The sequence below is a fragment of the Phormidesmis priestleyi ULC007 genome, from assembly GCF_003003695.1.
Lineage (GTDB): Bacteria > Cyanobacteriota > Cyanobacteriia > Leptolyngbyales > Leptolyngbyaceae > Phormidesmis_A > Phormidesmis_A priestleyi_A.
In genome coordinates this window covers 1-12,974 of record NZ_PVWG01000002.1, presented here as the reverse complement: position 1 = coordinate 12,974, position 12,974 = coordinate 1, and the positions used below count along the sequence as shown (strand labels likewise).

Here is a 12,974-nt window from a genome sequence, read left to right as displayed (position 1 = left end):
ATGCGATTTGAGTATCGTCCTTATCGTCGATCGTTTCGGCAACCGTTGCAGACGAGTCATGGTTTATGGACGGTTCGAGAAGGCATTATTTTACGTCTCACTGATGATGTCGGGCGTGTTGGTTTTGGTGAGATTGCACCGCTTTCTTGGTTTGGTTCAGAACGGTTTGAAGACGCGATCGAGTTTTGTCAGCAGTTGCCTGAAGTGATTAGTTTTGACACGATCGCGACGATTCCGGCTCATTTATCGGCGTGTCAATTTGGGTTTGAATCTGCTCAGGAAATGTTAACGACTGATCCGACGATCCCGTCGAAGTTGACCTACAGCGCTCTTTTGCCAACTGGATTCGCTGCCCTTGATCGCTGGCAAGATTTGTGGAGTCAAGGCGATCGCACCTTTAAATGGAAGATTGGCGTTGCTGACATTGAAGATGAGATTCAACTGTTTGAACAACTTGTTGATGAACTCCCGGCTAAAGCGTTGTTGAGATTAGATGCCAACGCAGGACTGACATTCTCACAGGCTGAAATGTGGCTTCAACGCTGCGATTCGTTAGGCAAAACAGACCCGACTCTGGAATTTTTAGAACAACCGCTCACAGTCAGTCAATTTGGTCTCATACAGGAACTGAGCCGAAAATACTCAACGCCGTTAGCGCTCGACGAATCCGTCGCCACTTTGGATCAGTTGCGCGAATGCTATCAAAAGGGCTGGCGAGGAATTTTTGTGATCAAACCTGCGATCGTCGGTTCTCCATCTCAATTACGAAAATTTTGTCGAGAGAACGCGATCGATACCGTCTTTTCATCGGTGTTTGAAACCGCGATCGGACAACAAGCTGGGCTGCGATTAGCCGCAGAACTATCGCTCAAAAATCGCGCCGTCGGATTTGGAACCTCTCATTGGTTTGATGAATTGATGGAGGAGGGCGATCGACTATGGCAAAGTCTCTAATTCACCACCGAGAAAATTGGCTCGGCTACAGCAATCGAGAACTCAACGACTTAGCAGACCAGCGATATCAGGCACTCAAACGATATTCAACTCCTCCGACCATTTTGTTAGCCGAACGGAACCCGATCGAGTTTCTCGCGGGGTTTCTTGCCGCCTGTTCTGCAAATTGCTCAATATTTTTGTGTAACCCCGACTGGGTTGAAGCCGAATGGCAACAGGTTTTTGACCTCGTAGAACCCGATTTAATCTGGGGAGAATCCCTGCCATTTTTTAACGTGAGTTCAATGCACTCTGACGAACCGCCCCCCAACCCCCAAGTTTGGGGGAGCCGGAGTTCAAAGTCCCCCAAACTTGGGGGATTTAGGGGGCAGGACGGACTCGTAACGAAGCCGTCAAATTTACGTTTTTCTAAAGACGTTCATCCTACAAAATCACGCTTTACGCTTCCCGATTCGCCTCTGATCATGATTCCGACGGGGGGCACTTCGGGCAAGATTCGATTTGCGATGCACACCTGGGAGACGTTGACGGCTTCGGTTCAAGGATTTCAGCAATATTTTGGAGTCGATCGCGTCCATTCGTTTTGCGTGTTGCCGCTCTATCATGTCAGCGGTTTAATGCAATTTATGCGATCGTTCCTCTCAGACGGACAGTTAGTGATTCTTCCCTGGAAAGCTCTAGAAGCCGGAGAAGCACAGTCTATCAGCCCTCAAAACTTTTTTCTCTCCCTCGTTCCCACTCAACTCCAAAAACTTTTATATCAACCTCAAACCATTTCTTGGCTTTCCCAATTTGAAACAATTTTGTTAGGCGGTGCGCCTGCGTGGTCAGACTTGTTAGATCAAGCACGATCGTATCATCTGCCGATCGCGCCCACTTATGGCATGACCGAAACTGCCTCACAGATTGTCACCCTCAAACCAGAAGATTTCTTAAAGGGCAAATTCGGTTCTGGTCAAGCCTTACCCCACACTCAGATCACCATTCAAAGCGAAACGGGCGAACCGTTAAAAATGGGTGAAACCGGAAAAATCACCATTCAAACCGACTCATTGATGTTGGGTTACTATCCCAACTTTTTAAAGCAAACCGTTTATCAACCCGACGATTTAGGATTTTTTGATTCGCAAGGCTGTTTGCAGATTGTCGGACGCGACAGCAACAAGATTATTACCGGGGGCGAAAACGTCTTTCCGGCAGAAGTTGAGGCGGCAATTATAGCAACCAAACTCGTCAAAGATGTCTGCGTGTTAGGCATCAGCGATCGCATTTGGGGGCAAGCCATCACTGCCGTTTATGTGCCTCAAAATTCAGACGTTTCTAATCAAGCATTGATCACTTCCCTTGATGAAACTCTCAGCAAATTCAAGCGCCCCAAATATTGGATATCACTCGAAAAATTGCCTCGAAATCCTCAAGGAAAGATCAACTACCTACAACTCAGGCAAATTATCGCAGCGAAGACGGGCACGCCGACGACTCTTGCCAAAGCTTAAACAGAATAAACTCCGCCCGCTCACACAGCGTTCCGGGGAGCGAGTCGCCCAATTCGGCTAAAAAGATGCCTTCCTCGCTGCTGGTGGTTTGCGCGATCCAGGTTCCTCGCAGGCTGACCTCGATGAATTCTGCATCGCATTGGCAGAGCGCGATCGTGTCATTGAGCGATCGTTGCACCACCGCATCCAGCAGTTTCCAAGCCTGCAAAGTTGCAGACAGCAAAAAGGTCGCAGTGCCCGGTTCGACAATCAGCCGTTGCCCGACTCGCATCGCCAACACGACCCGCAGCATTACCAACTCTTCGAGCGATTGGTTGACGCGCTCAATAGTGATCCCCGTTTCGGTATAGGTAAACTTCAACATTCCTGGTGGCTCCTATGTTCCAGGGTTTACACATTTCAAGGGTTTGCAGTTTCAAAATGGGCAGGCGATCGCTTGATTAACGTCAGTTCGACGAGTTTTTTCGCTTCGTGTCAACGGGTTCGGCCCCCTAAATCCCCCATTCTGGGGGACTTTGAACCGGAATTTTTGGCTTGAAGTTCCCCAATTTGGGGGATTTAGGTAGCTCTCCCGAATTCACACTGCCTTCTCAGCAAAGCTGTTCGGAGTGAACCACTTCTGTCGAACTGACGCTAGATCAGCTTCATCGCAACTGCTGCGTTTTCCGTTTGTTGTCAATTAAAAACCTCCGCTTCTGGTAAGTGTGAAGCGGAGGCTAGAAAAACTACTTGAGTGTTTTCTGGCTAGACCGGGACAGGAACGCGCCTGACCCACCCGCTTCGGAGTAATGGGTGCTGAATACTTGGGGAGCGATTGATTGATAACGTGCTCATAAACGGCAAAACTACGACTCTGCCCGCCTCACAAGGATGATCGCCGATGCGATTTCCTAGCCAAAACGATGTAAATGAGAGCCGTAGAGATTTCATTGCAGAAGATTTAGAGGACTTACTTGCAGTCTACAGTTAACATACTACACTTGTAATATAAAAGTGTCCAGCTACTTTGGAGGAAGACCATGCATACCTTAACTCGCACCACCACCACCGACATGGAAGTCACCAGCATCCGGCTGGAACGAGAGTTAAAGGAACAGTTAAAATCACTGTCTGGCAATCAGGGCTATCAGGCATTGATTCGAGATATTTTGTGGAACTATGTCCAGCAAAAATCGGGTGACTATACGCCGACCATCGCTGCGTCTGATTTTCGAGCCACGATCGCGGCCACCGCTCAACAAGAAGAACACTGCGCCTTAACGGGAAAGGTGATTCGATCGGGCGACGCAATGATGCTTGGGTTTACCACTGAAGGCAATTTAATTCCTCTCAGCGTGGGCAGTTTGTCATGAGATCAGAGGTTTGGGTTTTGACGTGAAAACATTGGACTCAAAATTCAAACCTCTAAACTGCTCAAAGCTTTGCTATTATAGTGAGGCACAAAAACGCGGATGTGGCGGAATTGGTAGACGCGCCAGATTTAGGTTCTGGTTTCGCAAGAAGTGAAGGTTCAAGTCCTTTCATCCGCATAGATTGGTACGGTCACGGAACTGCCATGCTGACAAAACTGTTTAGATAATTTATGCTGACAATCTTCGTCTAGAATTACTCTAAGCCTAGTTCTTCGCACGGTGTCCAATGCAGCAGCGACCGTTGGAGCGCTGAAGTGGACTGGTTTTCTAAGGTGTTGTACCTGAATCCACAGACGTTGGTGAACTGAAACGAGGCATTGTCATCAATTCTCAGAGGCGAATGGCTCAGAGGTTTCACTCGATCGAAACCACAATTCGCAACTACACTACTCACACCTTGAACGCTTTTAGGAATAGAGCGATCGCCGAGGTCAGCGAAGTTGCCCTCAAGTTCGGCACCCATGTCGATGTCTAGTCCGGGCTTCCCTACATCGCCAACGGTAAAGCAGACTGCAACACAGAAATCACTGTGAAGTGCGTGTCCCAACCTACAATTATCCGCCTTGTATACGGACTAATTTAGGCATTAGAATCGGGTGTTTCTAAACTGGAGGTCAGTTTTGGATCAAGATTCAAAGTATTCCAAGCGTAGTGAAACCGATCGAGTTTTTCGCGCTCTAGATTCTCTTGGTCAGACAGCAGAAACCCTAGTTGCGGCTGACACACTCTCAACGTCTGAGCAATCCCTACTAACGATGTCATCGCTGGGCAAACTGGGGCGGTTTGGTAATCAGCTTTTTCAATATGCGTTCTTACGGATTTGTGCGCTGCGATCGGGCGCACAGATTGAGTGTCCAAGCTGGATTGGTCAATCGCTGTTTGGGCATACTGAACCGCCGATCTCTCAGCGTTTAACTCCCGCGATCGAACAATCCAACCAGGGTGAGACTTTGTTCGATGCGTTCCCAGAGTTTATTCCATACATTGAAAAAATGGCAGGAGCGCCAAGTGTTCGAGTCGGAGTTGAGGCGCTAGAGCCAGGGCTAATCAACGTAGATCTGTGGGGCTTTTTTCAAGTTCACACTCGATTTTTGCAGCCCCATCAAATCTTTTTTCGATCGCTGTTTCAACCTGTTCCTGATCTTAGAGACGCTTTAGAAGTCGGGCTTGCCCAGTTGCGATCGCAAGGCAAAACGATTATTGGGCTACACATTCGACGTGGCGATTTCGTCCGCTTGCCTCTAGCGGGATTTACCTTGGTGGTGCCGCTGGAATGGTGGTGTGACTGGCTCGATCGCACGTGGCATCAGCTTGACCAGCCCGTGCTGTTTCTGTGTAGTGATGAGTTAGAGCGTGTTTTACCTGCCTTTGCCAAGTTTAAGCCAATCACCTGCAATGATTTGTCCATTGCATTCCCAGAGCGACTGCAAGCCATTAATGCTGACTTTTATATTGACTTCTTTATGCTGAGTCAGTGTGATGTTGTTGGCATCAGCAACAGTATTTTCAGCTTTGCAGCTTGTTTGTTAAATGAGCGGGGACAACAATTTTTCCGTCCTTGCTGGGACTTCTCAATCAAGTTTGTTCAGTTTGACCCCTGGAATAGTTTGCCACTCCTTTATATGGGCGATGGACAGCCCAAGATCTTGAAGCACATCAATGAGGTTGCAGCAGTGGCTCTTGCAACTCAAGGCCCGATCGGACTTCTGAGATGCCTTTGCATTCAAGTGCCCATCAGTTTGACTAGACAGTGGCTTGTGCGGGCCTACCTGAGTTATCAAGTCTCAGGCTGGCGCAGCGTGTTCATGTTGCTCAACGATCGCCGCTAATCGGCTTAAATAAAGTGCGCTTGATACGATCGATCGCCACGAGTTGGACTCGATTTGAAGAACAATTTGATGCTTGTCTGCAAGGTGAAGTGTTTCCACTGCCTGCCCCTATGGTGGATAAATCTTAGCGATCGTGATTGTGCGAGTGAACCGGACATTGCTTTTGTTGAGGTCTACGGGACTGAAAGCAAAATCAGTAGATGATAAAAATAATGCTGCACGAGCGTCATGCAGTCCGTTCGGTAGTGCCTCATTTCATTCATCCGATAGATTTTAAGTTGTCCTAAATCTGAGACCTTGAGAAAGTAATCAAAGCGTCTTGGGAAAAACCATGCTTGGGATCAACGAAATCAAAACAGTCGCACTGCTAGGGTTGCTGAGTGGCTTGCTAGTGCTAGGCGGATATTATCTAGTCGGGGATGAGCAAGGGCTTTATTTGGGCTTGGCATTTGCTGCTATGACGAGCATCGGCTCCTGGTACTACTCTGACAAAGCTGCTCTCGCTGCCTATGCTGCCCAACCGATCGAGCGAGATGAAGCTCCCGAACTGTTTGATATGGTGGCAAAACTCAGCGATCGGGCAGACATCCCGATGCCAAAGCTGTTTTTTGTGCCTACGCAGTCGCCCAACGCTTTTGCCACCGGACGCGATCCCAATCACGCCGCGATCGCAGTTACTCAGGGAATTATAGATTTGTTGACCCCTGAAGAATTAGAAGGGGTGTTGGCGCACGAACTGACCCACGTTAAAAATCGCGATACCCTGACTCAGGCAGTTGTAGGCACGATCGCAGGCGCTATCACTTTTCTAGGACGAATGCTGACTTTTGGAGCGTTGTATGGCCCGGTTTATCGGGACGATCGTCGAAACACCAATCCGTTTGGTCTGCTGTTTTTGATCGTTCTCGCGCCGCTCTCAGCCGCCATCATTCAGCTTGCCATTTCTCGAACCCGTGAATATTCGGCTGATCAGGGTTCGGCGCAAATCACTCACAATCCGCAGGCGTTAGCGAGTGCGTTGCAAAAATTAGAAACGGTTGGACATCAGATTCCGATGAATGGCAACCCGGCGATGTCACCTTTACTAATCATCAATCCGTTGTCTGCTCAAGGATTGCAGTCTCTCTTTCGCACTCATCCACCCACTGAAGAACGAATTCGTCGCTTGTTAGAAATGGCGCAGCAGCAGGCTCCGGTGGCTGTTTAGCGATCGTGAATCAAACATTGTTGGTTCCTTGCAAGGTCAATGGGTACGGCAGTGCCATGCCCGTACATAAGCTTGGATCTTCATCTATAAATCGTTTGGCAAAATCAACGAGCCTCAAGAGGTCAGAGGGGTTGTGCTAGAAAGGAATGACATCTCTCTATCTCTGGAGTAGTTCTCCCATGCGCCGCACCGATCCAAATGATCCCAGCTCGATCAGTCGTGAAATCAAAACTCATGTTGGCATCTTGGGAGGAATTGTAGGACTGCTATGGTTAATCGAAATTATTGATGTCTTCTTAGGCGGTAGACTCAACTTTTATGGCATCATTCCTCGCACTAGCATTGGGTTGCGGGGAATTTTGTTTGCGCCGTTTTTACACAGCAACTTTGCACATTTAATTAGCAACACCATTCCCTTTATTACGCTAGGCTGGTTTGTCATGCTGCGGGAAACGAGCGACTTTTTTCTGGTTTCGGCGATCGTGGCGATCGCCAGTGGCGTTGGAGTCTGGCTATTTGGGTCTGCTGGCATTCATCTCGGCGCGAGTGGCGTGATTTTTGGCTACTTCGGCTTTCTGCTGTCAAGAGCTTATTTTGAACGCAGTGCCTTAGCGGTTGCCCTTTCTCTAGCGGTTGCCCTGCTTTACGGCGGACTGATCTGGGGAGTGCTGCCCACGCGCATCGGCATCTCCTGGGAAGGGCACCTCTTCGGATTTGTAGGCGGCATCGTGGCTGCAAGGTGGCTATCAAAAAGACGCTAAGAGCATACGAACTAAAGACCTCCGACTTCTCTAAAGAGTCGGAGAACCTCTACTCACCCAAGCAGCGGATCGCTTCTAGTAAGCCTCTCGCTTTATTCAGCGTTTCTTCATACTCTTTCTCAGGCTCAGAATCGGCAACCAGTCCGGCCCCGGCTTGAACGCTGACGGTGTGTTTGCCATCAGCATGAGAGCGAACTACCATCGTGCGAATGGCGATCGCCGTATTCAACTGCCCCTCAAAGTCATAGTAGCCATACGCCCCAGAGTAAACCCCTCGGCGGCAAGACTCCAGGTCATGAATGATTTCCATCGCCCGAATCTTGGGTGCCCCGCTCACCGTCCCGGCAGGAAAGGCGGCTTTTAGCAAATCCCATGCAGTTTTGTCGGGTGCAAGTTCGCCGACGACGTTGCTGACAATGTGCATGACGTGCGAGTAGCGCTCAATCACCATCAGTTCGTCTACTTTGACGCTGCCATTGACGCACACCCGTCCGAGGTCATTGCGCCCCAGGTCTACGAGCATGACGTGTTCGGCAACTTCTTTGGGGTCTTGCAGCAAATCGTGTGCCAGCGCGTCATCTTCTTGGAGCGTTTTGCCCCGGCGACGAGTTCCGGCGATCGGGCGCACAGTCGCAATTTTAGGTGCCCCCGGATCGAGCCGTTCTGCCTTGACCATGACTTCAGGGCTAGAGCCAATAATTTGCCAGTTGCCAAAGTGAAAATATGCCATATAGGGCGACGGATTGATCAGACGCAGCGATCGATACAGCCCAAAGGGTTCTCCGTCATAGTCTGCTGAGAGCCGCTGAGAAATCACGACCTGAAAGATGTCTCCAGCTTTGATGTGAGCTTTTGCCTTCTCGACGCTGGCGCAAAATTCTTCTTTAGTCGTGTTGCTGGTTAGCGATCGAATTTGATCGCGGTTCCCAGATTCTGGCGACCTCCACGATAGGAGCGTGGCTTGATCAGAAAGGGGAGACTGTAGTTTGTGGACGAGTTGAGTCACGCGATCGCAGGCTTGCTGATAGGCTTCAGCCCGATCGACGTTAGGATCTCGCAAATCGGCATAAGCGACTGCCCAGATTTTGCGTTTTACCTGGTCAAAGATCAGCACCTGATCGACCTGCATCCACAAACCATCGGGTAAGTCTGTCTCGGTTGCTGGATGAATGGTAACGCGCGGCTCGATCCAGTTAATTAATTCATAGCCCCAAAAGCCAAACAATCCGCCAATTCCGGGCGGTAGCTGCGGCAACTTCACCGGGTGAAAGGGCGAGAGACATTCAGATATGATTTCAAACGGATCGCCCTCAAAGACTTCTTGAGAGCCATCTCGATGAGTTTTGGTGGTTCGGCCGCCTCTTGCTTCTAAAGTCCAGAGCGGGTCACAGCCCAGAAAGCTATAGCGGGCAAGCGTTTCACCCCCTTCTACCGACTCCAACAAAAAACTGTAGGGTTGCCCTGCACAAACTCGATACCAGGCAGAGACGGGTGTGTCTAAATCGGCGACCCATTCCTGATATACGGGGATGAAGTTACCCTGCTGGGCAAGTTCTAAAAATTGCGAAAAGTCTGGGAAAATCATGCTCTTAATTGTACAGGGGTCAGTTCAGAATCTGAAACCTGGCACCTAAAACTTGATTCCTCAAAAAAGTTCAGGAGTCAAGCTCCAGGCACGAATGACTGAAACTTGACTCCTGAACGATCGTAAAAATTAAGAAGCGCGCGCAATCCTCAATTTAGGGATCGAAGGATTTGCGGCTGCTGAACTTAATTTTGGCGGGTTCTGTGTTGGAGCCAATATTGCGCGGAACGCTATTGACTGCCACCCGACCAGGGTTGACCTTTTCGGGGAACACGCCATCGGCGGGGTGAAGATACTGAATCTCACCGTTAGGGAAGATTCGGTAGATCTTGTAGTTGGTGATTTTGAACTTTGCGCGAAGCTGTTGACCGCCTAGGGCGATCGCCTGTTCCTTGCGGGCAAGGTATAGGAGGTTGTCGCCTTGGCGCATCGTTGCAGCGCCCCCAGTGGGCATCTCAAACACCTGTTCTTTTGGACTAGTCCAGGTGATTGCATACTTCTCTTCTACTAGGGCTTTGGTCAACAGTCCACCTGTACTGCCACCGAACAGAGGAGCTTGTCCAGTAAGAGTGTCTGACATAGTGTCTCGTTCTAAACATTTTTAGGCATCCTATCACTGAGGGTTTACCTCGTTGACGGAACTGTTACAGTTGTTCGCAATTGAGAGTCATATCCGTTTCAAAAACAATTGCGATCGCATCGAACGATCGCGAGAAAGCATGGCATGTCGAACGATCGCGAAAGGGCACGGCATGCCCCTACTTGCTCTTTCGGTATGGCCATGGCTGCCGTGCCCTTTCGCGAATCTGTCGCGTTCACAATTCTAAAGCTTAGACGTTTGTTCTGGTCTGGCGCTTAACAGCACGACTGATTGCTGCTTATAATCCACAAATCCGTAGATTGGGATCAGTGCCTGAGGGTTTTTGCTGCTGAGTTTCCAGCGGTTTTGATAGTCTTGAGGGCTGAGGCGAATGACGTTAAAATCGGCCACCCGCTGTTTAGTAGTCGCGGTTTGGGCTAACTGACAGGGCAACGGCATGACAGCAATGCCAGCACTAGTGGGGAAGCGTTGCGGAAGCTCTAAAAGCTCTTGCAGGTCTTTCTCTGCGTCTTGAATCGCGCCACCTTCGGCAGTTGTGGTGCTAATCGCGGTTCCTGAATTCACAGCAGGTTTTTCTGCTTGAGACTGGCGATTTGCTGAGAGCATTCCTACACTTTCTGGCGGAGAGACCAACATTGCTGACTGAGCTGCGATCGGCTGCTGGTTTTGTGCCAACAAAGATTCTCCAGGAGCCGCCGCAGAACTCAAGCAACGGGCATCGGCGATCGTGGGCTGCGACGGGGCAGGTTTTTGAGCCGCTGGCGAAGGGGAGACATCTGGGGGTCTAGGTGATGAATCTGCGACTAACACAGGCAATGCAGGCTTAACGGAGGGCAGTGCAGTTGAAACTTCCGATGCTGGCGCGATCGCTGGAGGAGTCGGAGGCTGAATCGCAGGAGCAGGCAGCGGCTTTGAAAAAGCTTGTGCAATCGGCACCGAGACGATCGGGAGAGCAGGTACGGGCAGAGGCTTAGGCACCATGAGTGCTTGCTGTAGCTGTGGATCTGAAGACGATCGCACAGTCGGCAAAGGCAGCTTTTTAGTCGGTGCTTTCTTTGGGGTCTGAGGTGGCTTGGTCGGAGTCGATCGTGACGGTGGCACGACTTCTGGATAAGCCACTTGCGGCTGAGACAGCTTTGGTGTAGGGGTTTGTTTGACTTTAGAGCCACTCGTGCCCTTTTGCTCAGGTGCTTTAGAATTATTGGCTAAACCAGCGATCACAAACCCAGAAATCAGCGTTGCACCTAAAACCCCACCGCCTGCTAGGTAAAGCGGCAGCAGATTTCTTTTATTAGTAGGCAGTTCGGTCGATGGGGAATCGAGATAGGTAGGCTGTTCTGCGCCCTCGAAATAGTAGCGGAAATAAGTAATTGGGCCCTGCTGTAATCTTTCATAGGGAACCTCTTCTACCTGCGATGAGACGGCTTCTGCGTTCATCTCAGCGTTTGCAGGAGAAGACTCTTTAGCGGGTGGAATGGCTTTTCTAATATTATTTTCCGCATTGCCACCCAGCGTTTCCTGAACAGAATTCACTGGCGGATCAACGCTGCGCCCTTGCTCTTTCTTTTGATGAAACTCAGTCATCGTTTGCAAGCTCCTGAGTCTGTCGCGATCATCCTGGGCAACCAGTGATGCTCTCCGCTGTTTTAGGGGGGGTCGGGTGAGATGGCGAGGGTGCCAGACCGAACCGATTAATCTTTTGGTGGTCAAATCCATGTTAGTCAAACGTTTTCCATGACTGGAGTGCCTGGATGCTACCCGACTTTCTCAAGGCTCTATTAAATGCTCATCCTTTTGTTTTTACAGGGTTTGTATAGAGGATCAGGAGAGTTTTACAAATCCTGAATCTGTCTCAGAAAGAAATAATTACTCAATTTGAGGTGGAATACTTTAAATTAAAGCCGGGGTCGGAGTAAGGGCATGGCACGGACGTGTCCATTAGTATTGCAAGTAGCCGATATTATTTAAATTCACGATTCTAAGGATTGAAAGGGCTTGAGTGTTTGGTTGGATGGAACACTTAGGATCGTGAATTAAATAAATCCGAGAATTTTGTAGGTCAAGCATTTTGCCTGACTTAAACATCCCAGACGGCTATTCCACACTACTTAATCTAGTAGTCTGTCAAGATTAGATTGAGGGATAAAGCCGCTTGAGTTTAATCCGAGCATCTTGGGTGGTGAAGCGCCACTCCACTGCATGACCTTGGGCATTGCGCTTTTGCTCCCAAGCCGCAATCTCTTGCTTCAAGGTGAGCTTGTCTGGAATGCGCCGGTCTAAACATTGACGTGATAGGACGCTGAGTTCAATTTCTGCCATATCCAACCAACTGCCATGCTGGGGCGTGTAGTGAAACTCTAATTGATTGAGAATTCGACGAGCTTCTGGTGCGGGGAAGGCTTTTTGACACTCCTCGACCTAAAGGTACGAGGATTCTTGGCTCAACGAAACCACTTAAATTAGATTCCTTGCAGTCTCTAACCCAGAGGTGGGATTCTCCCCAAGCGTTAATTTGGGTATGCCCTACCCTATTTGCGCCATCGCAAGTCCTGTTTAGTTCTGAAGCGTATGCCTCAAAAAAACTGATTCTTACTGAGTTGCCTGCGACGGGAAACCCGCCCTGGCGCACTGAGCGCTCGTCTAGCTCCTCTAAATCTTTTACCTACTGCGAGGTGGAAACTAGAACAATGCAGTAGAACCGCATAGATTTAATTGTCAAGCGCTCAGCCCTGTAGGAGGGTTTCCCTCCGTAGGGGACTGAGTAAGAAGGTGCAGCGTGTCTTTCGACGACAAGGTTTTTTAAGTGGTTGATTACCTTCTCCACTACAATCAAAATACCGCATATTGAGGTAGATTGGTTGTGTCAAAGCCAGAAATATTCGTGACGTTTCGTGTTACCCAAGAAGAGAAAGATTTGCTAAAACAATACTGCGAACAATCGGCAAGAAATCAAACTGATGTTTTAAGAGAACTCATTCGATCTCTAAAACGACGACTGAAATGATGACTCTGTGGCTGAAGCAGCGCTCAGACCTGAAGGAGGGTTTCCCTCCGTAGCGCCTAGCCCTGAAAGCGGGGTTCCCGCTGTAGCGCTCAGTGCTGAAGACGGGTTTCCCGTCGCAGGCAACT

General features: G+C 49.4%; 11 protein-coding genes, 1 tRNA gene and 1 pseudogene. 8 read left to right on the top strand and 5 right to left on the bottom strand.

What is annotated here, in order from left to right:
- Together C7B65_RS02320 and C7B65_RS02315 are read left to right on the top strand one after the other, a co-directional pair.
- Nucleotides 1-954 carry an o-succinylbenzoate synthase gene (locus tag C7B65_RS02320; protein WP_073073974.1) on the top strand — a complete coding sequence of 318 codons (954 nt, stop codon included), beginning with the start codon at nucleotides 1-3 and terminating at the stop codon, nucleotides 952-954.
- Nucleotides 939-2,450 (top strand): 2-succinylbenzoate--CoA ligase, encoded by a 1,512-nt coding sequence (locus C7B65_RS02315; protein ID WP_106253890.1) that lies wholly within the window; start codon nucleotides 939-941, stop codon nucleotides 2,448-2,450. Before C7B65_RS02320 ends, C7B65_RS02315 begins: the two co-directional genes overlap by 16 nt.
- On the opposite strand, the gene C7B65_RS02310 is transcribed toward C7B65_RS02315, so the two are convergent.
- Nucleotides 2,404-2,814: an alr0857 family protein gene (locus C7B65_RS02310; protein ID WP_073073963.1), complete on the bottom strand. Its 411-nt coding sequence runs from the start codon at nucleotides 2,812-2,814 to the stop codon at nucleotides 2,404-2,406. The two genes, C7B65_RS02315 and C7B65_RS02310, sit on opposite strands and share 47 nt — an antisense overlap.
- 655 nt (nucleotides 2,815-3,469) lie before the next feature.
- On the opposite strand from C7B65_RS02310, the gene C7B65_RS02305 reads away from it, so the two are divergent.
- The 6 genes from C7B65_RS02305 (at nucleotide 3,470) to C7B65_RS02285 (ending at nucleotide 7,659) form a co-directional block, all read left to right on the top strand.
- Nucleotides 3,470-3,802, top strand: coding sequence for a ribbon-helix-helix domain-containing protein (locus C7B65_RS02305; RefSeq protein WP_073073961.1), 333 nt, complete (start codon nucleotides 3,470-3,472; stop codon nucleotides 3,800-3,802).
- A 95-nt stretch (nucleotides 3,803-3,897) separates the two neighbouring features.
- A tRNA-Leu gene (locus tag C7B65_RS02300) sits at nucleotides 3,898-3,979 on the top strand.
- 187 nt (nucleotides 3,980-4,166) lie between these two features.
- The gene (locus C7B65_RS28280; protein ID WP_317615830.1) at nucleotides 4,167-4,337 is read left to right on the top strand and encodes a CU044_2847 family protein; all 171 of its coding nucleotides are present in this window, start codon (nucleotides 4,167-4,169) and stop codon (nucleotides 4,335-4,337) included.
- A gap of 145 nt (nucleotides 4,338-4,482) precedes the next feature.
- On the top strand, nucleotides 4,483-5,691 hold the full coding sequence (locus C7B65_RS02295) for an alpha-1,2-fucosyltransferase (RefSeq protein WP_073073959.1): 1,209 nt from the start codon (nucleotides 4,483-4,485) through the stop codon (nucleotides 5,689-5,691).
- Between the two features lie 331 nt (nucleotides 5,692-6,022).
- On the top strand, nucleotides 6,023-6,898 hold the full coding sequence (locus C7B65_RS02290; protein ID WP_073073958.1) for a M48 family metalloprotease: 876 nt from the start codon (nucleotides 6,023-6,025) through the stop codon (nucleotides 6,896-6,898).
- A gap of 146 nt (nucleotides 6,899-7,044) precedes the next feature.
- The gene (locus C7B65_RS02285; protein ID WP_244913147.1) at nucleotides 7,045-7,659 is read left to right on the top strand and encodes a rhomboid family intramembrane serine protease; all 615 of its coding nucleotides are present in this window, start codon (nucleotides 7,045-7,047) and stop codon (nucleotides 7,657-7,659) included.
- 49 nt (nucleotides 7,660-7,708) lie between these two features.
- Here C7B65_RS02285 and trpE read toward each other — a convergent pair whose 3' ends face one another.
- The 4 genes and pseudogenes from trpE to C7B65_RS02265 form a co-directional block, all read right to left on the bottom strand.
- The gene (gene trpE / locus C7B65_RS02280) at nucleotides 7,709-9,244 is read right to left on the bottom strand and encodes an anthranilate synthase component I (RefSeq protein WP_073073954.1); all 1,536 of its coding nucleotides are present in this window, start codon (nucleotides 9,242-9,244) and stop codon (nucleotides 7,709-7,711) included.
- A gap of 154 nt (nucleotides 9,245-9,398) precedes the next feature.
- Entirely contained in the window at nucleotides 9,399-9,824 is a 426-nt protein-coding gene (gene psaD, locus C7B65_RS02275; RefSeq protein ID WP_073073952.1) for a photosystem I reaction center subunit II PsaD, read from the bottom strand.
- Nucleotides 9,825-10,067: 243 nt separating this feature from the next.
- Nucleotides 10,068-11,429, bottom strand: coding sequence for a hypothetical protein (locus tag C7B65_RS02270; RefSeq protein ID WP_143162075.1), 1,362 nt, complete (start codon nucleotides 11,427-11,429; stop codon nucleotides 10,068-10,070).
- Nucleotides 11,430-11,975: 546 nt separating this feature from the next.
- Nucleotides 11,976-12,248: pseudogene (locus tag C7B65_RS02265) on the bottom strand (IS630 family transposase); the annotation flags it as partial.
- Nucleotides 12,249-12,974: the final 726 nt, after the last annotated feature.